The sequence below is a fragment of the Chryseobacterium wanjuense genome (assembly GCF_900111495.1).
Lineage (GTDB): Bacteria > Bacteroidota > Bacteroidia > Flavobacteriales > Weeksellaceae > Chryseobacterium > Chryseobacterium wanjuense.
This window is the reverse complement of the sequence record NZ_FOIU01000002.1, coordinates 892,733-919,003: the sequence shown is the minus strand read 5'-3', so window position 1 is coordinate 919,003 and position 26,271 is coordinate 892,733. Positions and strand designations below refer to the sequence as shown.

General features: G+C 36.5%; 23 protein-coding genes. 10 read left to right on the top strand and 13 right to left on the bottom strand.

Going from position 1 to position 26,271, the window contains the following annotated elements:
* The 3 genes from BMX24_RS15990 to BMX24_RS15980 all read right to left on the bottom strand — a co-directional run bounded on the left by BMX24_RS15990 (nucleotide 1) and on the right by BMX24_RS15980 (nucleotide 1,926).
* Nucleotides 1–324, bottom strand: coding sequence for a hypothetical protein (locus BMX24_RS15990; RefSeq protein ID WP_089794457.1), 324 nt, complete (start codon nucleotides 322–324; stop codon nucleotides 1–3).
* A gap of 9 nt (nucleotides 325–333) precedes the next feature.
* Nucleotides 334–1,149, bottom strand: coding sequence for a 3-methyl-2-oxobutanoate hydroxymethyltransferase (gene panB, locus BMX24_RS15985; RefSeq protein ID WP_089794455.1), 816 nt, complete (start codon nucleotides 1,147–1,149; stop codon nucleotides 334–336).
* Nucleotides 1,150–1,212: 63 nt separating this feature from the next.
* Complete coding sequence (locus tag BMX24_RS15980; protein ID WP_089794453.1) at nucleotides 1,213–1,926, bottom strand: Crp/Fnr family transcriptional regulator; 714 nt, start codon at nucleotides 1,924–1,926, stop codon at nucleotides 1,213–1,215.
* Nucleotides 1,927–2,015: 89 nt separating this feature from the next.
* Here BMX24_RS15980 and BMX24_RS15975 point away from each other — a divergent pair, with 89 nt between their 5' ends.
* From BMX24_RS15975 to BMX24_RS15935, 9 genes are all read left to right on the top strand, one after another.
* Nucleotides 2,016–4,394, top strand: coding sequence for a heavy metal translocating P-type ATPase (locus BMX24_RS15975; RefSeq protein ID WP_089794751.1), 2,379 nt, complete (start codon nucleotides 2,016–2,018; stop codon nucleotides 4,392–4,394).
* A gap of 109 nt (nucleotides 4,395–4,503) precedes the next feature.
* Nucleotides 4,504–4,728: a cbb3-type cytochrome oxidase assembly protein CcoS gene (gene ccoS / locus BMX24_RS15970; protein WP_089794451.1), complete on the top strand. Its 225-nt coding sequence runs from the start codon at nucleotides 4,504–4,506 to the stop codon at nucleotides 4,726–4,728.
* Nucleotides 4,729–4,733: 5 nt separating this feature from the next.
* Nucleotides 4,734–6,992: a cytochrome-c oxidase, cbb3-type subunit I gene (ccoN, locus tag BMX24_RS15965; protein WP_089794449.1), complete on the top strand. Its 2,259-nt coding sequence runs from the start codon at nucleotides 4,734–4,736 to the stop codon at nucleotides 6,990–6,992.
* Between the two features lie 21 nt (nucleotides 6,993–7,013).
* Nucleotides 7,014–7,217: a cbb3-type cytochrome oxidase subunit 3 gene (locus BMX24_RS15960; RefSeq protein ID WP_089794447.1), complete on the top strand. Its 204-nt coding sequence runs from the start codon at nucleotides 7,014–7,016 to the stop codon at nucleotides 7,215–7,217.
* A gap of 10 nt (nucleotides 7,218–7,227) precedes the next feature.
* Nucleotides 7,228–8,109: a cbb3-type cytochrome c oxidase N-terminal domain-containing protein gene (locus BMX24_RS15955; RefSeq protein ID WP_089794446.1), complete on the top strand. Its 882-nt coding sequence runs from the start codon at nucleotides 7,228–7,230 to the stop codon at nucleotides 8,107–8,109.
* A gap of 99 nt (nucleotides 8,110–8,208) precedes the next feature.
* Complete coding sequence (ccoG, locus tag BMX24_RS15950; RefSeq protein ID WP_089794444.1) at nucleotides 8,209–9,663, top strand: cytochrome c oxidase accessory protein CcoG; 1,455 nt, start codon at nucleotides 8,209–8,211, stop codon at nucleotides 9,661–9,663.
* Nucleotides 9,664–9,690: 27 nt separating this feature from the next.
* Entirely contained in the window at nucleotides 9,691–10,143 is a 453-nt protein-coding gene (locus BMX24_RS15945; RefSeq protein ID WP_089794442.1) for a FixH family protein, read from the top strand.
* The gene (locus BMX24_RS15940; RefSeq protein WP_089794440.1) at nucleotides 10,134–10,901 is read left to right on the top strand and encodes a sulfite exporter TauE/SafE family protein; all 768 of its coding nucleotides are present in this window, start codon (nucleotides 10,134–10,136) and stop codon (nucleotides 10,899–10,901) included. Before BMX24_RS15945 ends, BMX24_RS15940 begins: the two co-directional genes overlap by 10 nt.
* Before the next feature lie 228 nt (nucleotides 10,902–11,129).
* Nucleotides 11,130–11,885: a hypothetical protein gene (locus BMX24_RS15935; protein ID WP_089794438.1), complete on the top strand. Its 756-nt coding sequence runs from the start codon at nucleotides 11,130–11,132 to the stop codon at nucleotides 11,883–11,885.
* A 136-nt stretch (nucleotides 11,886–12,021) separates the two neighbouring features.
* Here BMX24_RS15935 and serS read toward each other — a convergent pair whose 3' ends face one another.
* From serS to BMX24_RS15890, 9 genes are all read right to left on the bottom strand, one after another.
* Nucleotides 12,022–13,290, bottom strand: coding sequence for a serine--tRNA ligase (gene serS / locus BMX24_RS15930; protein ID WP_089794436.1), 1,269 nt, complete (start codon nucleotides 13,288–13,290; stop codon nucleotides 12,022–12,024).
* 69 nt (nucleotides 13,291–13,359) lie between these two features.
* The gene (locus tag BMX24_RS15925) at nucleotides 13,360–13,866 is read right to left on the bottom strand and encodes a hypothetical protein (RefSeq protein WP_089794433.1); all 507 of its coding nucleotides are present in this window, start codon (nucleotides 13,864–13,866) and stop codon (nucleotides 13,360–13,362) included.
* Nucleotides 13,867–14,004: 138 nt separating this feature from the next.
* Complete coding sequence (locus tag BMX24_RS15920) at nucleotides 14,005–15,255, bottom strand: lipopolysaccharide biosynthesis protein (RefSeq protein WP_089794431.1); 1,251 nt, start codon at nucleotides 15,253–15,255, stop codon at nucleotides 14,005–14,007.
* A gap of 1 nt (nucleotide 15,256) precedes the next feature.
* A complete protein-coding gene (locus tag BMX24_RS15915) occupies nucleotides 15,257–16,387 on the bottom strand; it encodes a glycosyltransferase (RefSeq protein WP_089794430.1) in 1,131 nt (376 codons plus the stop codon).
* A gap of 114 nt (nucleotides 16,388–16,501) precedes the next feature.
* Nucleotides 16,502–16,990 (bottom strand): hypothetical protein, encoded by a 489-nt coding sequence (locus tag BMX24_RS15910; RefSeq protein ID WP_089794428.1) that lies wholly within the window; start codon nucleotides 16,988–16,990, stop codon nucleotides 16,502–16,504.
* Between the two features lie 80 nt (nucleotides 16,991–17,070).
* Nucleotides 17,071–17,856 carry a (Fe-S)-binding protein gene (locus BMX24_RS15905; RefSeq protein WP_089794426.1) on the bottom strand — a complete coding sequence of 262 codons (786 nt, stop codon included), beginning with the start codon at nucleotides 17,854–17,856 and terminating at the stop codon, nucleotides 17,071–17,073.
* 87 nt (nucleotides 17,857–17,943) lie between these two features.
* On the bottom strand, nucleotides 17,944–19,278 hold the full coding sequence (locus BMX24_RS15900; protein WP_089794424.1) for a 4Fe-4S dicluster domain-containing protein: 1,335 nt from the start codon (nucleotides 19,276–19,278) through the stop codon (nucleotides 17,944–17,946).
* Between the two features lie 10 nt (nucleotides 19,279–19,288).
* Nucleotides 19,289–20,239, bottom strand: a complete 951-nt coding sequence (locus BMX24_RS15895; RefSeq protein WP_089794422.1) for an MlaD family protein — start codon at nucleotides 20,237–20,239, stop codon at nucleotides 19,289–19,291.
* A 128-nt stretch (nucleotides 20,240–20,367) separates the two neighbouring features.
* On the bottom strand, nucleotides 20,368–22,515 hold the full coding sequence (locus tag BMX24_RS15890; RefSeq protein ID WP_089794420.1) for a peptidylprolyl isomerase: 2,148 nt from the start codon (nucleotides 22,513–22,515) through the stop codon (nucleotides 20,368–20,370).
* Nucleotides 22,516–22,775: 260 nt separating this feature from the next.
* On the opposite strand from BMX24_RS15890, the gene lon reads away from it, so the two are divergent.
* A complete protein-coding gene (lon, locus tag BMX24_RS15885) occupies nucleotides 22,776–25,181 on the top strand; it encodes an endopeptidase La (RefSeq protein WP_089794418.1) in 2,406 nt (801 codons plus the stop codon).
* Nucleotides 25,182–25,305: 124 nt separating this feature from the next.
* Here lon and BMX24_RS15880 read toward each other — a convergent pair whose 3' ends face one another.
* Nucleotides 25,306–26,220, bottom strand: coding sequence for a helix-turn-helix domain-containing protein (locus BMX24_RS15880; protein ID WP_089794416.1), 915 nt, complete (start codon nucleotides 26,218–26,220; stop codon nucleotides 25,306–25,308).
* Nucleotides 26,221–26,271: the final 51 nt, after the last annotated feature.

Sequence of the window (26,271 nt, the reverse complement as noted above, 5' to 3'; positions counted from 1 at the left end):
TTATTGTCGATAAGTTGGTCTGTTGGTAAAAGAAAGGATGATCCCCGCCAAAAGACCTATAGTTTTAAGTCCTGAAAGTTTCGAATCCTCCGGCATAAAAGCTCCGATCACACAAACAGCAGCAGCAGCGTACATCGCATACATGAAATTTTTGTTCGTAAGCATAGGTGCCTGTAAAAAGAAACTTATCCCGATTAAAATGTAAAAAACTTTTCGGGAAAGTAAATTATTGATTTCAGGAGAAAAGAAATTGAACCATCCCGCCGCAAGACAAAGCAGCGCTATGATAGATAAAATTCCTTGTATAGATTGTTGATTTTTCATTTAGTTTAATTAATAACTTTCGTTTTCGTTCGGGAAACTCACATCTTTCACATCTTTCACGTACTGAGCAACTGCTCCTGTGATTTCTGTGTAAAGATCTAAATATCTTCTTAAAAATTTTGGGCTGAAACCTTTGTTCATTCCAACCATATCGTGATATACTAGAACCTGTCCGTCGCAATGAGCTCCCGCCCCGATTCCGATGGTCGGGATAGAGATCGATTCTGTAACTTTTTTAGCCAAATCTGCTGGAATTTTCTCCAAAACAACTGAAAAACATCCCAATTCTTCCAACAACTGAGCATCAGCAATTAATTTTTCGGCTTCCGCTTCTTCTTTAGCCCTTACTTTATAGGTTCCGAATTTGTAGATAGATTGTGGAGTTAATCCCAAATGTCCCATCACAGGAATTCCTGCATTGATTATTTTTTTAATTGATTTTGAAATCTCTTTTCCGCCTTCTATTTTTACGGCATGAGCGCCCCCTTCTTTCATCATTCTTACTGCAGATTCCAGTGCTTTTTCAGGATTACTCTGGTATGTTCCGAAAGGAAGATCGGCTACTACCAAAGCTCTGTCGGTTCCTCTGGCAACACTTTGAGCATGATAGATCATCTGATCCAAAGTAATTGGCAGTGTCGTTTCAAAACCGGCCATTACGTTCGCTGCAGAATCTCCGATCAGAATAGCATCAATTCCTCCCGCATCTACCATTTTCGCAGTGGTAAAATCATATGCTGTAAGCATCGTTATTTTTTCCTTGTCGAATTTCATTTTTCGCAAGGTTTCAGTCGTAACTTTTTTAATTTCAGAGTGAACAGACATAATGTATCTATTTTTTAAAAGTTAAAAAGTCGGCGCTGGGCCGACTTCAAGTTTGTATGATTTTTATAAAACTACGTGACCTAGTTTCATTAATTTGTCGTGGTTGAGAATTTTGATATTTCGTCCGTCTACTTCAATGAGATTATCCCCTTTGAATTCAGAAATCAGACGAATTGCACTTTCTGTAGCCGTTCCGATGATGTTGGCGATTTCTTCTCTCGTTAAAGAAATTTTGATGAAGCCTTCAGGATCAACACCAAGTTTTTGTTCCAACAGCAATAAAATTTCTGCCAATCTTTCTCTTACCGTTTTCTGGGCAAGGAAAGTGATCGTATTGGAAGATTCTCCCAATTCGTAAGAAATTTTCTGAAGCATCACAAAAGAAAGCTGTGGATCAACTTCCAGAAGATACATGAAAACATCTGCGGGTAAAAACGTTGCCTCGATGTCTGTCATAGCCTCCGCTTTTGCCTGGAAATTTTCTCCGCAAAGCAAAGAACGATAGCCGATGATATCGCCTTCTTTGATAAATCTTAAAATCTGATCTTTTCCGAATGCTCCTGATTTTGACAGCTTAGCCGCACCTTTTTCCAAAACGTACACTCCTTTTGGAGTTTCCCCGTCCTCGAAAATGGTATCGTGCTTCTGAAAACTCAGTTTCTTTTTTCCGTTGATATATTTCTCAAAATCTGCACTAGAAAGTCTTTCCTTAAATGATTTATCATTAAAAACTCTGGCGAACCTCTCTTCAATTGCAATCTGTTGTTCCTGCGACATTTTATATGACATTTATCACAAAAATAGAACTTTTTAACTCGATAAACAAAAAAATTTGTTATAATTTTGTAGTTCAATAATTTATGGAGGTGAGCGAGAACTGTTTTCATTGTGGTCAAGGGATAGAAAAGGAACGAATTCTATTTGACGAAAAGACTTTCTGCTGCAACGGCTGCAAGTCTGTCTACGAAATACTGAATATCAACAACTTAACTAATTTTTATGAATTAAATAAAAGAGCGGGAATCCGTCCGAGCGATGAAAATACCACTCAGTTTGACTATTTGGATACTCCCGAGATCTTTGAAAAGGTGACCGATTTCTCCGAAGGAAACACCAGTCTTGTTACTTTCAAAATTCCTGTAATTCACTGTTCTTCTTGTATTTGGCTATTGGAAAGCTTACATACTTTAAATAAAAATATTAAATATTCCCAGGTTAATTTCACAAGAAAGACCTTACAGATCTCCTTCAGCCATAACGATTTAAAATTAAGCGAATTAGCTAATTTTTTAACGAATTTAGGATACAAACCAGTCATCAGCCTTGAAACAGCCGATAAAAATGTCGAAAATCTTGACAAATCTTTATTGATAAAATTCGCCATTGCAGCCTTCGCTTTTGGTAACGGAATGTTCCTTACTTTCCCGGAATACATAGGTGGTGAAGACTATTGGATGGAGCATTACAAAGGTCTTTTCAGAACCTTAATGTTCCTGCTGGCAACTCCGGTTGTATTTTATTCTGCTTCAGACTATTATAAATCAGCTTGGTATGGCTTAAAAAACAAAATCGTGAATATCGATGTTCCGATCGTGTTAGGAATTCTGGTTCTTTACGGCAGAAGTATCTACGAAGTCGTAACAGATTATGGTCCAGGTTATTTCGACACCCTTTGCGGCTTGTTATTCTTTATGCTTTTGGGTAAAATTTTCCAGAAAAGAACATACAATGCCCTTTCATACGACAGAGATTATAAGTCTTTCTATCCGATCGCTGTGACAAAAGTTGATTTTGAAGGAAAACAAGAGAATATATTGCTTTCTGATGTAAAAGTTGGAGACAGAATTCTCGTTAGAAATCAAGAAATTATCCCTGTAGATGCGATATTGATTAATGGTGAAGGAAATATAGATAACAGCTTTATCACCGGTGAAAGCGAAAGCATCAGCAAACAGCCGGGAGATAAAATTTTTGCGGGAGGAAAACAGGTAGGTTCATCTTTGGAGCTGGAAGTTATTAAAAATGTGGATCAAAGTTACCTAACCCAACTTTGGAACAAAGAAGCCTTCAAAAAACATGAAACAGGACTTGACACACTGACCAATACCATCAGTAAATATTTCACATTCATTATTTTAGGCATTGCATTACTCTCCGGAATTTATTGGGCGACAGTCGATTTGGAAAAAATGTTCCAGGTTGTGTCTGCGATCCTGATCATTGCCTGTCCTTGTGCACTTGCGTTGTCTGCGCCGTTTACTTTCGGACACATTATGAGGATTTTAGGTCGAAATAAGTTTTATGTAAAAGATACTTTAACGATCGAGAAAATTGCAAAATTAAACACCATTGTTTTCGACAAAACAGGAACCATCACTCACAGAAAAAAATCAAACATCAAATATGAAGGCTCCGAAATAAAAGAGTTTGATTTACTGAATATTAAAACATTATTAAAGAACTCCAACCACCCGCTTTCCAAATCTTTATATGAATTTATTGATGTAAAAGATGATTATTTCCCGGTTGAAAATTTTCAGGAAATCTCAGGAAAAGGATATCAAGGGGAAGTGAGAGGAAATCTTTATAAAATTGGTTCGGCAAAATACAATAATCAGGAATCCAAAAACCTGGAAACGGCCGTTTATATCAGCAAAAATGCTGAGTTTATCGGTAAATTTATCTTTAAAAACGAATATCGCCAAAACCTGAAAGACCTTTTCAAAAAACTGACAAATTATAAAGTTTTCATCCTGAGCGGAGACAATTCTTCGGAGGAAAATCAATTGAAAGAATTAATCCCGAATTACCAGGGAATGGCTTTCAACCAGAGTCCGGAGGATAAACTGAATTATATTAAAAATCTTCAGGATCAGAATTTGAAGGTGGCGATGCTTGGAGACGGGTTAAATGATGCCGGAGCCTTAAAACAAAGCAACGTAGGAATCGCTATTTCTGATGATTCCAATAGTTTTACACCTTCTTCTGATGTCATCATGAATGGTGAAAAAGTGGTAACGCTCAACAAATACCTGAATGTCTGTAAAGGCTCGATCACGATTGTAAAAATGACATTTATAATCAGTTTTCTTTACAATATTGTTGGTTTAAGTTACGCAGTTACAGGACACATGCATCCTCTTTTCGCTGCCTTGATCATGCCGGCAAGTTCTATAACGGTAGTTTCGTTTACTACATTTTCGACATGGATCTTGGGGAGAAAACATTTTAAAAAACAAGCGTAAACACCCTTATTTAGACTGATTTTAAATTAGCCAAAACCCGTATTTCGTGATGAATGTCATTATTTTTCCTTAAATTTGAACCCCGAAAATAGGTTAATTTTGTTGTCTGATGGATATTCTATATTTAATGATCCTTTGCAGCGTTTCTTTGGCTGCTGTTTTCTTGGTCGTTTTTATAGTGAATGCCAAGAAAGGACAGTTTGAAGACGATGAGTCTCCTGCTGTAAGAATCCTTTTTGACTCCGATGAAATCAAGGAAAAAGAGGAAGACGGCAACAAAGAAAGCGAGAATGAAAAAGGAGAAAATAATAAAATTGAAGAAAAAAGTGAATAGTTGATATGGAAACACAAAAGTTTAGTTATGACAACAGTATTGTTCGGGCATTTCTTTATGCGACCATAGTTTTTGGGATCATAGGGTTTTTGTTCGGGCTTACAGCGGCATTAATGCTTTTCTACCCCGAACTTCCGGAATTTTTATTCGGAACCGATGATGAAACCATTAAAAGTTTAGGCGGAGGGATAAAAGGTTTAATAAGCACACATGGTGCATTTGGATTCGGAAGAATCAGAATGTTGCACACAACCACTGTAATCTTTGCATTCGTATGTAATATCGTATACGTAGGAGTTTATTACTCTTTACAACGATTACTAAAAACAAGAATGTATAGTGATACATTGTCTTGGATCCACTTCTGGACTTGGCAGATCATGATTGTAGTGACTTACATTACATTCTTTATGGGAATTAATACTTCCAAAGAATATGCAGAGCACGAATGGCCAATCGATATTTTGATCGCATTCTCATGGATCATTTTCGGGGCAAATATGTTCCTGACTATTGCCAAAAGAAGAGTAAGACACCTTTATGTAGCAATCTGGTTCTACATCGGTACTTGGATTGCCGTAGCCATGCTTCATATCTTTAACAACTTAGAAGTTCCATTATCATTCACAGGCTGGAAATCATATTCAGCATATGCAGGGGTAAAAGATGCCATCGTACAATGGTGGTACGGTCACAATGCGGTAGCATTCGTATTGACGACTCCGGTTCTTGGTCTGATGTATTACTTCTTACCAAAAGCGGCAGACAGACCGGTATTCTCGTATAAATTGTCTATTATTCACTTCTGGTCATTAATCTTCGTATATATCTGGGCTGGGCCTCACCACCTTCAGTATACAGCTTTACCGGCTTGGGCTCAGGCAGTGGGAACAGGTTTCTCTATCATGCTTATCGCACCGTCTTGGGGAGGTATGCTGAACGGGCTTCTTACCTTAAGAGGAGCTTGGGATAAAGTAAGAGAAAATCCTATTTTGAAGTTCTTCGTCGTAGCTGTTACTTGTTATGGTATGGCAACATTCGAGGGTCCGCTTTTAGCAACTAAAAACATTAACAAAATTGGTCACTTTACAGACTGGGTAATTGGTCACGTACACTTAGGTGCACTAGGATGGAATGGTTTCATGGCATTCGGTGTTATCTATTACCTGATCCCGATCTTGTGGAGAACTAAATTATATTCTACAAAATTAGCTAACTGGCATTTCTGGTTAGGAACATTGGGTATCATTTTCTATGCAGTACCAATGTATATTTCAGGTTTCACGCAAGGATTAATGTGGAAACAGTTTAATCCGGACGGAACTTTAGTTTGGAAAAACTGGCTGGATACAGTAACGGCTATTATTCCTTACTTTAAAATGAGATTCGTAGGAGGATTATTCTATCTTTCAGGAGCATTATTAATGGTTGTTAACCTTATTGCCACTGTAAGAAAAGGATCATTCCAGAAGGATGTACCGGCAGAAGCTCCTGCATTGGCAAACATCAGCGGTAAACGTAAAGAAGGAGAAGGAACTCACCTTTGGTTGGAAAGAACTCCTGTATTGCTAGGTATTTTATCTTTATTGACGATCTCAATCGGTAGTATGGTGGAAATCATCCCTACACTATCTCTAAAGAAAAGTGTACCTACCATTTCAGCAGTAAAACCATATTCTCCACTGGAATTAGAAGGTAGAGATATCTATATCAGAGAAGGATGTAACGCTTGTCACTCACAGATGGTAAGACCATTCAGAGATGAGATCGTAAGATTTAACGGTAAAAACGGACAGTACTCTAAAGCAGGGGAATTCGTATATGACAGACCGTTCCTTTGGGGATCTAAGAGAACAGGACCGGATTTACAGAGAGAAGGTGGTAAAAACCCAAGTTCTTGGCATTACAAACACATGTACAATCCAAGATCTACATCTGCAGGTTCTATCATGCCTCGTTACCCTTGGTTGATCGCTACAAATCTTGACAGATCTAAAATGGTAGATAAAATGAAGCTTATGAAAAGTGCATTCGATGTACCTTACACAAAAGCTCAAATAGATTCTGCAAACTCTTGGGCTGATAATCAGGCTTCAAAAATTGTAAAAGATATCTTCTCTGAAGCAGCCGACCTGAAAGACGAATATGCTAAGAGACCTAAAGGTGAATTGGAGAAAAAAGAAGTTGTAGCTCTTATCTCTTATTTACAAAGATTAGGAACAGATATCAAGACAACTGAAATCAAAACAGCAAGTAATAACTAAAAATATTAAAAAGTTCACATCATGATACCTCAGAACTTTAAAGACATATTATCCAATACCGACAATGCTGGTTTTTACCAGACCTTGGCTCTGATTTTCTTTATGCTGTTCTTTGTTGCTCTGGTAATATATGTTTTTAGCAGGCCTAAAAAATATTACAAGGAAGAAGAAGAAGCTCCTCTGCAGGATGATGAAAATGATGATGATTTTAATTTAAAAAATTAACTAATTTATTATGAAACAAAGAACACCGGTTGTTGTAAACATTTTAATAATAATTGGACTTTTAATAGTTTTTTATTATCTGTTTGTACAAAGTTATGCTTTCTTGGGATCACCGTATTTCTGGGGAACTGTAGTAATCGCTGGTATTTTAGCATACATCCACAGTGCCATTGGAGATTTGATTGAGAATAACAAGTTTAAAAAATTATCTCCGGAAGAAAAAGCAGCTTATCTGGCTGAGAAAAAAGTACCTTATCTTAGGAGATTATATGATGCAGCATTCAAGAAACAATCTGCAGCAGAAGAAAAGGATATCCTTATCGACCACGGTTTCGATGGAATCATGGAGTTGGACAACCAATTACCAAAATGGTGGGTAGGTTTATTCTACTTTGGGACTGCTTTTTGTATTGTTTATATATGTGCGTTTTCTTTCACAAATTTTGCTCACCCGTTAAGCGAATATGAGCAGGAATATAAAGAACAATTGGCAAGCATAGAAGAATACCAGAAGACTCAGCCTCCTGTAACGATCGAAACAGCTAAATATTCGGCTGATAATATTGCAGAAGGTAAAGAATTATTCAAAACCAACTGTGCATCTTGCCACAAAGAAGACGGTAGTGGAGGTATTGGTCCGAACCTAACGGATAACTACTGGATCAACCAACCAGAGAAGACATTATTTAAGAATGTATTCCACATGGACTGGAACGGTTCACCTACCAACCCGGCGATGAGACCATTCGGTAAAAACGGAGAAGTTTCTGGTGCTGAAATTGAAAAAATTGCAGCGTATGTATACCACATCAACCAAGAACAACCTCCTGTAACAAAGGATAAAGGTGGCGCTGCTCCTCAGGGAACTGAAGCTCATTGGGAAAAAGAATAATTTTAAATAAAAAATTAAACCATATGAAAAAACATAATTTGTTATTAGAAAAAAAATAATAACGAATTATGTTTTTCTTTTTTTAAAATACTTACAAACATGTCAGACATAGAGGAAACAGAAGTACGCGGCGGACAGGGACAGGTTCTGGACCCTGAAACTTACAGAGATTCTATAGGGACAATGGATCAATCCGGTAAAAGGAAATGGGTATATCCTAGAAAACCAAAAGGAAAGTATACCAACTATAGAAACCTTGTAAGCTATATTTTACTGGTTATTTATTTTACAGTGCCATTTATGAAAATCAATGGCAACCCATTAATATTATTTAATGTAATTGATAGGGAGTTTTTCATTTTCGGGCAACCTTTCTATCCGCAGGATTTTTTCATCCTTACTCTCGGAGCTATTGCTTCCTTAATATTCATTATTGTATTTACGATTGCTTTCGGTAGAATTTTCTGCGGGTGGATTTGTCCTCAGACAATTTTTCTAGAAATGATTTTCCGTAAAATAGAATATCTTATTGAAGGAGATAGAAACAGACAGATGAAGCTCGACAGACAGGAATGGAACAGCGAAAAAATCTGGAAAAGAACTCTGAAATGGACGGTTTATCTTGTCATTTCACTCATTATTACGCACTTTATGCTCATGTATATTGTGGGTTATAAAGAAATTTTCAAGATCATTTCTGAAGGACCTTTTGCACATCCTACCAATTTCATCATCATGATTCTCTTTACGGCGGCATTTTATTTTGTATTTGCTTGGTTCAGAGAGCAGGTTTGTACATTGGTTTGTCCGTACGGAAGATTGCAGGGAGTTTTAATTGATAAAGATACCATCAATGTTTTCTACGATTTCAACAGAGGTGAAAACAGGGCAAAATGGAGAAAAGGAGAAGACAGAAAAGCTGCCGGAAAAGGAGATTGTATCGACTGCCATCAGTGTGTGGTGGTTTGCCCTACGGGAATTGACATCAGAGACGGACAGCAATTGGAATGTGTAAACTGTACAGCTTGTATCGATGCCTGTGATGAAGTCATGGAAAAAGTGGGACTTCCGAAAGGATTGATCAGATACGCTTCTGAGAATGAAATTGAAAAGCAGACTGAGTTTAAGTTTACGGGCAGAATGAAAGGTTTTGCTATATTTCTTGTTCTTTTGGTGGGATTCTTAGGATATCTTCTTTACAACAGAGGTGAAATGGAGGCTAAGTTTATTAAGCCAGCTGGAAGTACATTCTTCGTAAGAGACGGAAAAATTACCAATACTTACAATTATACTTTCTTAAATAAAACCAACGAGAAAAAGCTTGTAACAATCAAAGTAATCGAGCCTAAACACGGGGAAGTTATTTACAGTGCTTCAAGCAAAATTCCTGTAGAAAGAGATAAAATTACAAAAGGAACCATCAATATCAGCTTCCCGGAAAAGGAAATGAATCTTTCGAAACAGAATATTACCATCGGAGTATATGATATGAAAGGAAAGCTGGTAGATTCTTATCAGACGTATTTTGAGGGACCTTTTAAATTACAATTTTAATTTTTAGAAATAAATAAATCCGGAAAAATGAAAAACTTTAGTTGGGGACACGGTGTTGTAATTGCTTTATTTGCATTCATTGTTTTTATTTTATCGATGTTGTTTCTTTTCCCGAACGGGCAGAAGAACTCAGAAATGGTAACGGATAATTATTATGAAGAAGAATTAAAATACCAGGATGTCATTGATGCTAAAAAAAGAGCCGACCAGTTGCAGGAAAAACCTGTTTACAGCCAAAACAAGAACGGAATTACCATCACTTTCCCGAAAGATTACGACAATTCAAATACTACGGTAAAATTTGTTTTAAACAGAACCGACGACCAGAATTTAGACATAAAAAAATCTGTGCAGCTTGAGGCCAACAAATCATTTTTAATTCCTTCCAAGGTTTTAAGACTAGGAAATTATACCCTGAGATTAAATTGGACCAAAGACAAAACAGACTACAGAATGGATTATGATGTGATATGGAAATAGCACTTATTGTATCGGCAATCGGATTGGGTTTTGCTTCCGGATTTCACTGTATCGGAATGTGCGGACCTATTGCCTTGTCGATGGGATTAACAAAAAAACAGGCTACCAATTTTTACCTTCAAAATCTTACCTATCAATTTGGGAGAATTTTCACGTATTCGCTTTTAGGAGCAATTTTAGGAATCATTGGGGAAGGTTTTGAGATGGCCGGTTTTCAAAAATATCTTACCATTGCTGTCGGAATTTTATTAATTGTAATGGCGGTTTTTTCATTTGGAGGAAAAGATTTTGCTTCAAAAATTCCTTTCTTTTCAAAGTTTTTATTTAAAGTTAAATCAAACTTAGGAAGATTGCTTCAGAAAGCAGATTACCGCTCAAGATTCACCACAGGATTATTAAACGGATTTTTGCCCTGCGGAATGGTTTATATGGCTCTTACCGCAAGTCTGGCAAGCGGAGGAATAGGGCAGGGAGCTTTATATATGGCTTTATTCGGATTGGGAACACTTCCATTCATGTTTGCCGTAGTTCTGGCCGGAAATCTCATGAATCAGGCGTTTAGAATAAAAGTTTTAAAAGTAATTCCGGTTGTGATGATCGTTTTGGGAGGATTATTCATTGTAAGAGGCCTGGAACTGGGAATTCCTTACATTTCTCCAAGAGCAGAAGCAATGACGATATCCAAAGACAACAACGGGCAATGCCATTTACCCGGAGATCACAGCACTCACAGTCACAGCAATGTAAATTGTCATTGAGTCTGTTTTAAACTAATTTTATTAACCACAAAAGACACAAAAGTTATACGCATAATTATTGTTAGATAATCAAGGCTCTCAAAAGAATAAAAATCAGAGATTTTTTAAATGTTATGTGTTCTTCTTTTCAGTTTAGTGATAAACTTTAAATATAAATATCTGGATCTTTTGTTTCTTTTGTGTTTAAAAAAAGTTTAAACAAGTTTATTAATTAAAAAATAATACACCATGAAAAAAATCTTATTTCTACTTGTAATCGGTCTTTTTACTTTACAGTCGTGCTCCATCAATTCTGAAGTGACGTATCATAAAGATTCTGCTTCTACAACGATGATGGATATTGACATGAAAGAAGCGATGACCATGTTTAAATCCATGATTCCGGACTCGGCGAAAACTGATAAAAAAGAATTTGGAGAGCTTGAAAAACTTCCAAGAACGTGGACGAGCCTTTATGAATTGGAAAAGAAAGAAGGAAAGTTGAAAACCGATAATCCCGATTCGATAAGAATCATGAAAAAGGTTTTTATGAAATCTAATTTCGACAACGATGAGCTTGCCGGATTCTCGATGAAAATGGATCATTTTACAAAAGCGGATTATACGGCAGTAGGCAAATTATCGAAAAATGAACAGCTTCCTATCGATCAATTGGCCATGAATTCCTGGGACGGAAAAACATTGACAATCGATACCGAAAAGCTTGGTTTAAACGGGATTAAAGAAATTTTAGCTGACAAAGGCATTTCCGATGAAAAAGCAGAAATGTCGATGGGTACGCTGAAAATGATGTACAAAAAAATCGGAACTACTTTAAAATTCGAAAACAAAATAAAATCCATCTCCGGAAAACACGACTGGATCACCAAAGCGGATGATTACTCGGTAAAAATAAACTATGATCTTGATTATCTATTCGGTGAAGAGAAGGACAAAAAACCTTTGAAAAACATGGACAAGAAAATCGTTATTGTAACGGAGTAATATATTAAAACAAAGAGTTTAGATTCCTACGGAATGACAAGCTTTATGTTAAATTCTTTAGAATATTAAATATAATCGCATAAACAAACCCACCGAAAATTTCGATGGGTTTTTATTTAAATCAAATATTTGAATTTTAATTAATCAAATCAAACCTCGCATACTCCGCAATCTTCTTCGGAAGCTTAATTCCTTCCTCCGTCTGATTGTTTTCAAGCAACGCTGCCATAATTCTCGGCAAAGCCATTGCAGAACCATTCAAAGTATGTACCAGCTGAGATTTTCCGTCTGCTTTGTAACGGCATTTTAATCTGTTGGCCTGGAAGGTTTCAAAATTAGAAACAGAACTTACTTCCAGCCATTTTTCCTGTGCAGCACTCCACACCTCAAAATCATACGTCATTGCAGAAGCAAAACCCGTATCTCCGCCGCAAAGTCTCAATACTCTGTAAGGAAGCTCAAGATCGGATAAAATTTCTTTAATATGTTCCACCATTTCTTCCAAAACAGCGTAAGAATTTTCAGGTTTTTCAATTCTTACAATTTCCACTTTTTCGAATTGGTGAAGACGGTTCAAACCTCTTACGTGTGCTCCGTAACTTCCCGCTTCTCTTCTGTAACATTGAGAAAATGCTGTATTTTTAATAGGCAAATCTTTCTCGTCAAATAAAACATCACGATACAGATTCGTTACCGGAACTTCTGCAGTCGGAATTAAATATAGATCATCCGCCTGAATATAATACATCTGCCCTTCTTTATCCGGCAATTGCCCTGTTCCGTAGCCTGAAGCTTCGTTTACTACGTGAGGAGGATTAACTTCCATATACCCTTTCTCAACATTTTTGTCCAGAAAATACTGAACCAAAGCTCTCTGCAATCTCGCTCCTTTACCCAAATACACAGGGAAACCGGCTCCGGCAATTTTTACACCCAATTCAAAATCGATAAGGTTGTATTTTTTTGCCAGCTCCCAGTGAGGAATTGCTCCTTCACCAAGACCTTCTACGTCGTGAGACTGGTAAATAATTTCGTTATCATCTGCAGATGCGCCACTTTTTACCAACTCATTCGGGATATTCGGAAGCTGATACAGGATGTTGATTAAATCCTTTTCTTTTACATCTAATTGAGATTGTAATTCTTTACTCGACTCTTTAAATTGCGATGTTTTAGATTTTGCAGATTCAGCTTCTTCTTTTTTTCCTTCTTTCATCAAAAGTCCGATTTCTTTGGATATTTTGTTGATTTCGGAAAGTTGGGAATCTAATTCAAACTGAATTTTTTTTCTTTCGTCGTCAGTAGCAATAGCCTCGTCTACCAACTCAAGATTTTTGAATTGTCTTTTTTTAAGACCCTCTAAAACGCGCTCTTTATTGTCGCGCAAAAAATTGACTTGTAACATTTTATTTAGATGTTAGTTATTAGAATGTTGAGCATCAAAAAATGTCAACAGTTTTGCAAATTTAAAAAATTATTTTACGATAGTAACTACGTTTGAAGCTCCAGGTGTTTTTGTAAACCTCAAAGTATCATTATAATATATTTTCGAGACTTCAAAAACGGAGGGAGTCCATCGGTATTGAATTTCAAGAGTATCCCGAATGGTGTCCTGAACGGTATTATTCAATCTTTTTATCAATGAAAGCGCAATGACCGAATGATAGGTTTTATTGTTGGGATCAATCGTGTCCAGCCCTACTCTTTTTGCTCCTGCGATATATTCTATAAATAACGTGGAATCTGCAGTAGCCTTAAGCAAACTGCTTACCGGCGCCAAATCGGCATTACCATTCACATCATTCATGGAATAGGTGAAATAGGCCGTATCTTTCTTTTTATGGAATAAATCACGCCCTGCCCCATTTTTCATATAAAGATTGATAATCTGATCAATTTTCTGCAAATCTTCATCATCACCAGTTCTACAACTTAGAAAGGCAACGAAAACTACCAGAAATCCAAAAACAATATTCCTCATTCCCACAAAGATAAAACTTATTTTAATTTGTTGCGAAAAGTTTTACAATCACAAACCTAACAGGTTTTAAAAACCTGTTAGGTTTAGGAAACTCTTTCTAAATCATAGACCATTAATTATTGAACTTGTTTAAACTTATTATCTAAAAACTTTTCGCAACAATAAATCGACTTCTTTTTTCGACAAAATAAAATCATGAATATGAAATTCTGTGATCTGATAAAACCTCCAAAATAATAACGCAGACGACAGGCAATATGAAACCGAACTAATCACACAAGCTCCTCTGATTCCCCATTTTGGAATAATATAAAATGATGAAATGATAGTGAAAATAAGCCCGACAATGGCCTTTACATTCAGAATCCGGAGTTTGTTAATGCCTGCAAAATAATATCCGATAATATTACTTACTGCAATTGCTAAAATTCCGGGTGAAAGAAATAAAACAATTTCCTTTGTCTGATGAAAATCTTTCCCAAAAATCATCGCATAAAAATTAGCCGGAATCAGCAACATAATACCAAGAAATAAAGAAGTAATCAAAAAACTGATTCTCAATGAAATTTTTGTCTTTTCAATTGCCTCGTTGGAGTTTGTATTATTCACAATATCAGCATAAAGCACGAGAGAAAGGCTTCGGCTTACCGTCCAGATCGCTTCCGAAAAAGCAACCCCGATCGAAAAAATTCCCACGCTTACAATGCCTTTAAAATATTCAAGAAAATAAAATGATAATCTGTTGTTTAAAAACTGTAAAAAAGCACTCAGCTGAGTTTTCCAGCCATAATCGAATAATTTACTCCCAATTTGCCTAGAAAACGAAATATTTTTAAAATCACAACGCCTTAAAACCTGATAAGAACTGATCAAAAACAACAATCCGAAACAGCTAATCTGAGCAATAAAGTAAGAATTAACCGAAGTAATTTTAATAATATAAACAATAATGACAATAAATACAATGTGAATAATTTGCTGTAAAACAGTGTATAAATTGAACATTTTTATGTTCTGCTGACCGACAAATAAATTTACATTGGCAGCCAGAAGTGATGATAAAACCGAAAGAATGATCAGGTAATTGGAATATTCCAACGCATGATTAAAACTAAAAATCACAGGAATCAAAATTCCAACCAAAATTGACCATAAATAGGCAAAAGGCAGGATTTCTTCCGCTTTATATTTTGAAGCAAAATAGCTCATGCTGCTTCCCACAAAAATATTGGCAAAAAAACTGATGATAGTAAGATCGGCTATGACAATCGAAATAACCCCTTTGCCCTCGCTTCCCCACATGTTGGTGGAATAAATGACGAGTCCGAAATTTAATATTAAAATTAAAAACCGGGAAACAAAAGTCTTAAAGATTGTATTCTGCTTCATCTTATTCTATGGATTTTTTGATGAAGTTTACAAACGAATTCCGAATACCATTCCAGTTGTATTTTTTTTCGTATTCTTTTCTTGCATTTTGAGCATGAGCAGAATATAATTCAGGATTCTCAATATAATTCAAAACAATTTCCGCAATTGCGTCGGCTTTTTCAGGATCAACAAGAAATCCAAACTTTGAAACATCGACATGTTGTCTTGTCGCTTTCAGATCTGTATAAATTACAGGCTTTCCTGATGCTGCGTAGTAAAATATTTTAATGGGCAAACAATGATGATTTTCGTAATTCATTGTCCTTAAATCAAAACAAATATCTGCTTCAGCATAGGATTCGGTAAAGGTTTCAAAAGAAGTTACCTTTTCAATTTTCATGTTTTCAAATCGATATTTCGAAAGTAAATCTGAAAAATATTTTTCATCTTTTTCCTTTCTGGCTCCTCCTATTAACAAAACTGAAACATCAAGGTCAGGCTTTTTTTTCTTTACACTATCAATGACAGCGAAAAAATTACCAATTCCTTTTTCTTCTGAAAATTGTCCGGTGTAGCAAAGTGTAATTTTATTGGATTCTAATTTTTTAATATTCCGGTGAATATATTGATCATCCGGATAATACGGAGAAATGATATTTTTTTTAAACCAGAAAATATAAGCAAGCGGAAATTTTTTCGTTTCCTCTCCGAAAATAAAATGGGTGCTTACCCAGCCTGCATACAACTGGATCAGAAAAAATTTAATTGCTTGAAATACATTCAATGGAAAACGAAAATTTTCAACCATTCGCATCGATGGATACCATTCTGTAATATCGTAAATAACGCTGATTTTTTTCTCTTTTTTAATCTTTTTCGTTGAAATGACAGCCAACGGTTCAGAACAGATGATACAATCCGGTTGGAATGTTTTATACACTCTTTCGAAAACTTTCGTTTTCTCTTCCGTGCTTTTCTCCAAAATTGAATAAGACTCGATCTCAATTCCATCAACAAAACCCTGAAAATCTGACGATAAACTGCAAATTTCAACCTGATTTCCTTCATCTTTGAGCGCCTTCGCCTGATGATAAAAAATTCTATCATCGTCGTATCGGTGGGCAGTAGTTAAAAAAAGAATTTTCGGCATGTTTTATCAGAAAGAAATTAATCAAATTTTACTTCTTCAAAGATTTTTACAAATATACTTAATGCAAAAAAAGTGGAATAGTTCCACTTTTTATTTATTTGATTCCATTTAAATTTATATAATAGAAGCAGCCCAGCTCTTCTCAAATGGCAAAAGAAAATGACTCAGGAAATCCAAATACGTGTTTTTTGAAAAATCAAAAACCTGGATATCTTTAGAAATTTCTCCATTTCTCACTTTTGACTTAAAATCCAAAAGCTTCAATGTTTTTACTTCTCCATTTTCCACAAAACTTGCTTTCATTCTATCGAAAAGTCCCAGCTGATATTCTTCGTCGATCTCTCTCATCACCTTTCCCAATGCATCAATACTGCATCCGGAAGCCATTTCTTTCTCCTCATCCACACAAATGATAATAAACTGATTTTTCTCAATTTTAAAAGATGATGAAAGCGGTTTCCCGTGTGCTGCCCAAGTCGCCAGAAAATCGAATAATTTTTCGGTGATCACTTTCGCTTCTTTGGTTTCCAAAGGTCTTGATGCGGGATATATGATCACTCTATAATCGTTTGTTTCTACTATGTTTGATTCTTCAATTTTCATAATAATCTTATTTAGAAATAAAAAAGAAAAATATTAAGAGGTTTATAAAATTATACGCTCTCAATTTTTAAATTAAAATTTTACAGATCTTCTGCCTCCGCAAGAAGTTCTACAATATCTTTTACTGCAACCTCTGTATTTTTGTTGAAATGCTTCACTCCGTCAGTCATCATCGTGTTACAGAAAGGGCACCCTGTTGCAATCACTTTAGGTTCAAAAGACAAAGCTTCCTCCGTTCTTTCGATGTTGATGTCTTTATTCCCCTTTTCAGGTTCTTTGAACATTTGCGCTCCACCTGCACCGCAGCAAAGTCCATTGGTTTTGCAGCGTTTCATTTCCACAAGTTCAGCGTCCAGTTTTTCCAATAAAACTCTCGGAGCTTCGTATTCATCGTTTGCTCTTCCAAGGTAACAAGGATCATGGAAAGTGATCTTTTTCCCTTTGAAAGCACCTCCTTCAACCTTCAATCGGCCTTCTTCCATTAAGGTTTTCAGGAATTGTGTATGGTGAACAACGTCATAGTTCCCACCCAGACTTGGATATTCATTTTTAAGGGTATTGAAACAGTGCGGACAAGCCGTAACGATTTTCTTTACTTCATAAGCATTCAGCACTTCGATATTCGTCAAAGCCATCATCTGGAACACAAACTCGTTTCCGGCGCGCTTTGCAGGATCACCCGTGCAGCTTTCTTCCTGTCCTAAAACAGCAAATTCAACCCCTATTTTATTTAATATTTTGCAAAATGCTTTCGTAATTTTCTTGGCACGGTCATCAAAACTTCCGGCACAGCCCACCCAAAATAAAACTTCAGGTGATTTTCCTTCGGCAGCATATTCTGCCATTGTTTTTATATTGAAATCCATTTTAATTCAAATTTATCAATATACAATGTAACAGTTTATCAATGGAATGATTGTTACATCGTTACATTTTTTACATTGTTACATTAATTAATCATTTGCCCAGTTCAAACGATCTGCCTGGTTGTACTGCCAAGGTGCGGCATTGTTTTCCACGTTGGTCATCATCAGGTTCAATTCCTGTGGTGCAGCAGACTGTTCCATTACAAGAAATCTTCTCATTTCAAAGATGATAGAAAGCGGATCCAGCAATACCGGACAAGCTTCTGTACATGCATTACACGTTGTACAAGCCCAAAGCTCTTCTTTGGTGATATAATCGTTCAATAATTTTTTCCCGTCGTCTTCAAACTTTCCGTTTTTGTCGATGTTTCTTCCTACTTCTTCCAGACGGTCTCTGGTTTTCATTAAAATTAATCTCGGGGATAATTTTTTACCTGTAATATTAGCAGGACAAACAGCCGTACAACGACCGCATTCCGTGCAAGAATAGGCATTCAATAATTGAACTTGATTTAAATCAAAAACATCTTCCGCGCCAAATTTTGAAGGAGCCTCTGCTTCATTCCCTTCTGCCGGAGCAGCATAGGGATCTGCGTTTGGATCCATCATTAATTTAATTTCTTTGGTAACAGATTCCAAATTATTGAATTTTCCTTTTTTCTCCAGATTCGCATACCAAGTACTTGGAAAAGCCAGAATGATATGCAAATGTTTTGAATAATAAAGGTAATTCATGAAGAACAAAATCCCCACAAAATGGAACCACCAAGCTCCTCTTTCTACCAGGAACAAAAATCCGTTATCAAAACTGAAAACTTCAAGAAATGGCACAAAAGTCATCTCACTGATCGGGAAGCTTCCGTGCTCCGGAAGAACTCCTCTCTGCTGAAGAATAAAATCTGAGGAATTCATGGTAAGGAAAGCCATCATTAAGGCAAACTCGATGATAAGAATCCAGTTGGCATCCTGTTTTGGCCATCCGAAAAGTTCTTTCATCGTTAATCTTTTCACCCCGTAAAAATTTCTACGGATGAAAAAAGTAACAACACCGATCACCACCAAAAGAGCTAAAATCTCTAATGTTGCCGTAAAGAAATTGTAAAAACCATGTCCTAAAATGGTGGCTAAAAATCTATGCGTCCCGAAAATTCCGTCAACAATGATTTCAATCAACTCAATATTAATAATGATAAAACCTACGTAAACGAAAAGGTGTAACATCCCTGCAATGGGTCTTTTACTCATTTTGCTCTGTCCCATAGCTACTCGAGCCATGGTTTCCCAGCGTTCTCCTTTTCTGTCGTTTCGGTTGATTTCTCTGCCTAATCTGATGTTTCTATATATCTTTTGCAGACTTTTTGCAAACAGCCCAAAACCTGCAATTAATAAAATCAGAAAAATAATATTATCGATATATTGCATGGCTTATGTATTAGTCTTTATTATTCTTGCCAAATACCGAGAAATTGATGTATCTCTTCGGATTTGCTTTCATGTCTTCGATTAATGAATTCAGGTTGGTAGATGCAGAATTTAAATTGTTATACAACTGCTCGTCTTTCATCAGTTTTCCTAAACTTCCCTGTCCGTTGTTGATCCCTCCAATTACATCATTCAGTCTTCCTACTGTTGCATCTAAATTGGAAATGGCAGCATTCAATTTTTTAGTATCAATGCTTTCTGCGAGGTTTCCGTATTTATCTAAAGTAACTTTACCTGTCTGCATCGTAACACTTGCATCATCCAGTACTTTCTGAAGCTTCGGATCATTGTGGCCAACCAAAGTATTAACACTTCCTGCTGTTGTTTGTAGTGCTCCTACTGTTTTATTAAGATTTGAAAGCAAAGCTCTTATTTCTGCCCTGTTTTGCTCATCAACGATTTGGTTTGCATTAGACATTAAGGAATCTACACGATATAACACCGTCTGTAATTGATCTTTCACCGGACCTACCTGAGAAGAAAGACTTCCCAAAGTTCCCAGTTTGAAAGCCCCTTGTAATGTATCACCATCTTTTGCTGTAGCTCCTCCGTATGCAAGATTTACCCTCATCTCTTTTCCGGACATCAATCCCGGCTCAAAAATCTCCAGTGTTGAATTTTTTGAAAACTCAAAATTATTATCAACCGTGATTTTTACAACGAAATCGATTTTACCGTCTTTTGCCGTATGAGGAATGATCTTATCAACCTGCCCCACCTTCAAACCATTGATAGAAACGGGTGAAGATTGTGCCAGTCCCTCTACATTGTCGTACTTTGCGTAAAATATATTATCGGTAGTAAATAGGCTTCTGCCCTTCATAAATTGAAATAAGATCACGAAACCAACTATGGCTATAAGTGCGATCACACCAGCTTTTAATTCTTTACTGAACTTCACTTGCTAAATTTTTTCTAATGAGCAAATATACTACATTTAAATTAATGTTTTTCTCTATTGCTCTGCGTTAAATACAAAAAAAGCGGCAAAAACTTTGCCGCTTTTTATCCTCTATGGAAATTAATTTCTTATTGTTGCTGAGAACCTAATTTGTTCCAGATCTCGATTCTGTAATCATCGATTTTTGCATTGTCCTGTAAGCTCTTTAACCAAGCCTGACCGAACATTCCTGCACTTCTCTGGGTAACAGATTCTGTGAACTGTTTAAGATCTCCAGGTTGTTTGTTTACGATTTCGTTCTTTTTAACTAATACATAAACTCCAGTCCCTCCTTCAACCGGCTTAGAAAGCTGTCCTTTCTTAGCTCCAAATGCCGCTCCTGCAACTTTTGGCTCCATAGAACCTGCTACAGATGGATTCAACAAGTTAACCTGTGCAGATTGTTTCGTTGCTCCGAATTGTTTAGCGATCTGATCTAAGCTTCCTGCTTTACCGATTTTCTCAGAAATTTGTTTTGCAGCCAATTTGTTTTTAACCACTACTTCAATCTGATCTCTTACCGATTCAGGATCTGCAGTGCCTTTTGCCTGCTTACCGTTTAAGTAAACTACGATTTTATCTCCAGTTCCGTCTACGGTAAAGAATTCTGTATCTCCTTTTTCTCTCTTCTTATCAAATGCCCAAGCAAGGATTTCAGCATCTTTGTCCGTACCTAACCCTTGAAGCTGGCCATCGAATCTCTTCGCCTGCTTAGGATTTGAGAACTGATAGTTTCCTTTTTTAGCAATATTCACGAAATCGTTGAAAGACTTCCCTTGAACCTGCTGGATAAATCTTCTTGCTTTTTTATCTGTTTCAGCTTCAGTAGCATCAGAAGGCTTCACTGCTTTTACCAGGTTGGCCACTTTATAACCCATTGCTCCCGGTTTTTTATCTTCAATATTAATGATATGATATCCGAATTGAGTTTCTACCACCCCTGTTGCTCCTTTAGGATTGTTTGCCAAATACGTTAAGAATTCTGGAACGAAAGGAGTTTCCGGAGTTGTCCATCCAAGACTACCACCTTGAGCGGCAGAGTTAGGATCATTTGATAACTTAAGGAATTCTGTGAATTTACCAGGATTTGCTTTTACAATAGCTCCGATAGAATCTGCTAATTTCTTAGCTTGCTCTTTAGATCTTGTAACGCCCTCTCCTGCAGGACTTCCTTTAAACGCGATAAGAATATGTCTTGATAATGTAGAATCTGAAGTCTTTTTATCCAAAAGTTTAGAAACTACGTAGAAGTTTTGCTCTTTGTAAGGTCCGAAAGTCTGTCCGATAGCTGCAGACGGAATCTGAGCCTGAATAGTCTGTGGCAATTGGTTTGGCTTCAAATACTGATTGTTGAAAGGCATATCAGAATTGGCCATGACAAACATAGAGTCGTTCTTTGTATTCTGGAAATTTTCTGTACCTCCGCTTGCGTCAGTTCCTGCTGAGAATAATTTAGTGATTTCTTTCTGAGCCGCCGCATCATCTGCTGCACTTGGCTGAGAAGGGAAATAAACGATACCTAAATTTCTGCTCTCCTCTGCTTTGAACATGATCGGATGCTGATTGATATAGTTTGCTAAATCTTCAGTAGTAACTTTGATATTATTTTTTTGAAGGTAAGAAGCATAATCTATCTTTACAAAATCGATATCAGCCAGCTGATCTCTTTCTTTCATTAGCTCCTCCGCTTCTTTTTTACCAGTAGTGATTCCTGTAGAAATATTTGCAAATACCTGTCTTGCCATCAATCTGTACTCGATTGATTTTCTGGTTTTCAACCATTGGTTGTAACCTTCAGGACTCGTAGCCTTCATTTCTTCGATCTGTTTTTTCAGTTCCTGGGTTTTGAAATTACCTTTCTCATCAAAAAACTGCTTTTGCTGAGCAAACATCTGATCATACTGGATTTGGTTCCAGAAATAATCTTCCGTCATTTCGAAGCCCAATTTTTCGAATTGCTGCTTGATCAGTTTCGACTGCACAAGCAATTGCCAAGCCTGCTCCTCAAGACCAGCCTTTGGCTGCCCCTGTTGATCTGCCTGCTGCTGCAGCACGAAAAGTTGATCATTAAACTCTTCACGGGTAATTTTTTCACCATTTACTTTTCCTAAAACATCAGGATTTTTACCAAAAACCTTATCAATACTTTCGGGGTTTACAAGGAACGCCAAAAGCGCCAATGCAATTACTCCCATCAAAAGCCAAGGCTTACTCCTAATTTGTCCTAAAATTGCCATTATATAAATTATAGTTTTTTATCAGGTTGCGAAAATACACATTTTTAAGAAATTACGGAAATCCAAGTCCTTTTTTTAATTTTTAAAATTTAATTTCTGTAAAATAAGGAAATTTTGACCATATTTTTTACCAAAAAACAAATGGCATAAGTCTTGTGCAATTTAAGCACACATGCTATGCTCCCCTTTTTTAAAGCATATTATGAAATTTCACGTTAAACGAATTAAAACGACAATGACAATTTGTCATTCGATTTACTATGACAGAATTTGAAGATATTAGTCTAGAAGAAATGATAAGCGACGGATTTGACATCGTTGCCGAAGAGATCAACCTTGCCGATCTTTCGGAAACCGAGAAAAATTCTGAGCAAAAAATATTCCCCATCCTTCCTGTAAGAAATATGGTAATGTTCCCGAACGTTGTCATTCCTATTACAGCAGGGAGAAAAACATCCATACAACTTCTTGAAGAAGCCCAGAAAAACGGAGATTTTATCGGAATTGTAAGCCAGAAAAACTCTGATCTGGAGCAGCCGGCTGAAAAAGATATTTTCCAGACCGGAACTTTAGCAAAGATTATTAAGATCATTAAACTTCCCGAAGGCAATATTACCGCCATTACAAAAGGTTTTCACCGATTTAAGATCAAAAAAATGATTGAAACACAGCCTTATTTTAAAGCTGAAATTTCAAAATTAAAAGACGGAAAACCAAAAAATAAGGAAGAATACGAAGCATTACTGGAAAACATTAAAGATCTTGCCTTAAAAATCATTGAGCTTGATCCCAACATTCCGAATGCTGCGAATTTTGCAATAAAGAATATTAACAATAATGATGATTTATTAAATTTCATCTGCACAAACGCTAATTTTCCCTCTCCCGAAAAGCAGAAACTGCTTGAAGAAAAAAACCTGATGGAAAGAGCCAACAAATGTTATGAAATGATGCACGAAGATTTCAGAAAGCTGGAATTGAGAAATCAGATTCATCAGAAAACATCAAAGGATCTTGACAAACAGCAGAGAGAATATTTTCTGAATCAGCAAATAAGAACCATCCAGGAAGAATTGGGCGGCGGACCTGAAAGTGATGTGGAAGATTTGATTGACAAGGCAAGAAAAAAAACATGGAGTAAGGAAGTTGAAGAACATTTCCAAAAGGAAATCAACAGGTTACAACGTCAAAACCCCAATTCGCCGGATTATAATGTTCAGAGAAATTATCTTGATTTCTTCACCGATCTTCCTTGGGAAACGTATACTAAGGATGTTTTTGATATTGAAAAAGCTGAGAAAATTTTAGATAAAGCTCATTTCGGATTAGAAGATATTAAGAAAAGAATTTTGGAGCACATGGCTGTTTTAAAACTGAAAAACAACATGAAATCCCCTATTCTTCTATTGGTAGGACCTCCGGGAGTGGGTAAAACTTCATTAGGCAAATCCATTGCAGACGCGTTGGGAAGAAAATATGTAAGGCTTTCTTTGGGCGGGCTTCACGATGAAAGTGAGATCCGTGGACATAGAAAAACGTACATCGGAGCGATGGCCGGAAGAATACTGCAGTCCATCAAGAAATCCGGGACTTCCAATCCTGTGATTGTTTTGGATGAAATTGATAAAATCGGGCAAGGGTTACACGGTGATCCGAGTTCAGCATTACTGGAAGTTCTTGATCCTGAACAAAATAAGTCTTTCTATGATAATTTCTTAGAAATGGGTTATGATTTGTCTAAAGTAATGTTCATTGCAACAGCCAATTCTCTTTCAACGATTCAGACTCCGCTGTTGGACAGAACGGAGATCATCCAGATTGCAGGCTATACTTTGGAGGAAAAAATTGAAATCGCTAAAAGACATTTAATAAAAAAACAGCAGGAAGAAACAGGTTTGGATTCAAAATCATTCAAGCTTGGAAATTCTGAACTGAAACATATTATCGAAGCTCATACTTCCGAAAGCGGGGTAAGATCTTTAGAAAAAAGAATTGCGGCGATCGCACGTTGGGTTGCCCTGCAGACCGCTTTAGTAAAAGAATATGATTCTAAAATTTCCATTAAAAAAATTGATGAGATTTTAGGAGTTCCAAGACCGAAAAGCCTGTCTGAAATCACCGGAGTTCCGGGGGTTGTAACAGGTCTCGCATGGACGAGCGTAGGAGGAGATATCCTATTCATTGAAAGTATTTTAAGCAGTGGAAAAGGAACTCTAACAATGACCGGAAACCTGGGAACGGTAATGAAAGAATCTGCAACGATCGCTTTGGAATATATTAAGGCAAAGCATGATGAGCTGGGCATTTCGCAGGATGATATCGAAAAGAAAAACATCCACGTTCACGTTCCGGAAGGTGCGACTCCGAAAGACGGACCTTCTGCAGGGATTGCGATGCTGACTTCAATGGTTTCTTCGTTTAAAAATAAAAAAGTAAAACCTCATCTTGCCATGACCGGTGAGATTACATTAAGAGGAAAAGTGCTTCCTGTAGGCGGAATTAAAGAAAAACTACTGGCTGCGACAAGAGCCGGAATTCAGGATGTTATTCTTTGCGAAGCCAATAGAAAAGATGTAGAGGAAATCAAAAAAGATTATTTGAAAAACCTTAAAGTACATTACGTCAACCGAATGGAAGAAGTAATCGACATCGCTATTGAAAAATAATTCATAACATATCAACATTCTCAATAAAAGAAAACACGTCTCAGATTTTTGGGACGTGTTTTTGATTTATGCAGCTCGGTGTCATTCTAAATGACTGCCATCCGTTAAATTTTACTTTTAAAAATCACTCCAAAATCCCCTTCCTAAAAGCATTCGGAGTAAAGCCCGTATTCTTTTTAAAGAAAAAATTAAAATTCGGCTGGTCGGAAAAACCTACCGCATAGCTGATCTGTTCCAACGTCCAGGATGTCTGTAGCAAAAGTGCTTTACATTCATCCAAAAGTCTGCCTTTGATGTGTTTGCTCACGTTTTGACCAGTTCGTTTCTTTAAAATTCTGTTTAAATAATTCGGATGAAGTTTCAAAGAATCCGCAAATTCCTGCGCTGTTCTCAATTTGATGGGTTTTTCATAATTAATATTCGAAACCTCCTCTTCCAATAGTCCAAAAAAACGATGAATATGATCATATTCTTCCCCCGTATTTTCAGGAGCCGGAAAGTTTGACATTCTTGCGCTGTCGATCATCATCAGCTGAATATATGCCTGAATCGCCTCGTCTCCCAATTGATTTTCCTGTTCGTTGTACATGCTTTCCCAAAGCCTGATGAAACCTGGCAAATCATTTTCTCCAACACAAATTATACTTTTAGATTTATCATTAAATAAAGCCAGCCTTTCTATCGTAGCCCTCAGCATCGGATGTTTGTTGATAAAATCTTTTTTAAACAATAAATAATACCCCGCCGATTCTCCCGAAGTTTTCTGCCACGAAATAATATCGTTGGGATGAATGAAAATCATGGTCGGTTTATCAATGATGTATTTATTTAAACCTAAAGTAAAAATTCCGTCACCTCCTGTAATCATCAGAATTTTATAAAAATCCCTTCTGTTGGCGGAAAGATAATTTCTACAATCTACAATTTCACGATTAAAAACTTTAATCTGTTTAGAATCATGCGCTTCTCTATAGATCGGCGTAAGTTCCGGAAACTCGCGAAGAAGGTCAATTTCTTTAAGATCTAAACTTGTTTTCATGATTTCGGGTAAGTTTTTAATTCATAAAGGTAAAAAAATATATAAAATTTT

Excerpts from the sequence above, each read along its gene's own strand:
- BMX24_RS15990 (WP_089794457.1), bottom strand. The coding sequence starts at position 324 with ATGAAAAATCAACAATCTATACAAGGAATTTTATCTATCATAGCGCTG.
- panB (WP_089794455.1), bottom strand. The coding sequence starts at position 1,149 with ATGTCTGTTCACTCTGAAATTAAAAAAGTTACGACTGAAACCTTGCGA.
- BMX24_RS15980 (WP_089794453.1), bottom strand. The coding sequence starts at position 1,926 with ATGTCGCAGGAACAACAGATTGCAATTGAAGAGAGGTTCGCCAGAGTT.
- ccoS (WP_089794451.1), top strand. The coding sequence starts at position 4,504 with ATGGATATTCTATATTTAATGATCCTTTGCAGCGTTTCTTTGGCTGCT.
- ccoN (WP_089794449.1), top strand. The coding sequence starts at position 4,734 with ATGGAAACACAAAAGTTTAGTTATGACAACAGTATTGTTCGGGCATTT.
- BMX24_RS15960 (WP_089794447.1), top strand. The coding sequence starts at position 7,014 with ATGATACCTCAGAACTTTAAAGACATATTATCCAATACCGACAATGCT.
- BMX24_RS15955 (WP_089794446.1), top strand. The coding sequence starts at position 7,228 with ATGAAACAAAGAACACCGGTTGTTGTAAACATTTTAATAATAATTGGA.
- ccoG (WP_089794444.1), top strand. The coding sequence starts at position 8,209 with ATGTCAGACATAGAGGAAACAGAAGTACGCGGCGGACAGGGACAGGTT.
- BMX24_RS15945 (WP_089794442.1), top strand. The coding sequence starts at position 9,691 with ATGAAAAACTTTAGTTGGGGACACGGTGTTGTAATTGCTTTATTTGCA.
- BMX24_RS15940 (WP_089794440.1), top strand. The coding sequence starts at position 10,134 with ATGGAAATAGCACTTATTGTATCGGCAATCGGATTGGGTTTTGCTTCC.
- BMX24_RS15935 (WP_089794438.1), top strand. The coding sequence starts at position 11,130 with ATGAAAAAAATCTTATTTCTACTTGTAATCGGTCTTTTTACTTTACAG.
- serS (WP_089794436.1), bottom strand. The coding sequence starts at position 13,290 with ATGTTACAAGTCAATTTTTTGCGCGACAATAAAGAGCGCGTTTTAGAG.
- BMX24_RS15925 (WP_089794433.1), bottom strand. The coding sequence starts at position 13,866 with ATGAGGAATATTGTTTTTGGATTTCTGGTAGTTTTCGTTGCCTTTCTA.
- BMX24_RS15920 (WP_089794431.1), bottom strand. The coding sequence starts at position 15,255 with ATGAAGCAGAATACAATCTTTAAGACTTTTGTTTCCCGGTTTTTAATT.
- BMX24_RS15915 (WP_089794430.1), bottom strand. The coding sequence starts at position 16,387 with ATGCCGAAAATTCTTTTTTTAACTACTGCCCACCGATACGACGATGAT.
- BMX24_RS15910 (WP_089794428.1), bottom strand. The coding sequence starts at position 16,990 with ATGAAAATTGAAGAATCAAACATAGTAGAAACAAACGATTATAGAGTG.
- BMX24_RS15905 (WP_089794426.1), bottom strand. The coding sequence starts at position 17,856 with ATGGATTTCAATATAAAAACAATGGCAGAATATGCTGCCGAAGGAAAA.
- BMX24_RS15900 (WP_089794424.1), bottom strand. The coding sequence starts at position 19,278 with ATGCAATATATCGATAATATTATTTTTCTGATTTTATTAATTGCAGGT.
- BMX24_RS15890 (WP_089794420.1), bottom strand. The coding sequence starts at position 22,515 with ATGGCAATTTTAGGACAAATTAGGAGTAAGCCTTGGCTTTTGATGGGA.
- lon (WP_089794418.1), top strand. The coding sequence starts at position 22,776 with ATGACAGAATTTGAAGATATTAGTCTAGAAGAAATGATAAGCGACGGA.
- BMX24_RS15880 (WP_089794416.1), bottom strand. The coding sequence starts at position 26,220 with ATGAAAACAAGTTTAGATCTTAAAGAAATTGACCTTCTTCGCGAGTTT.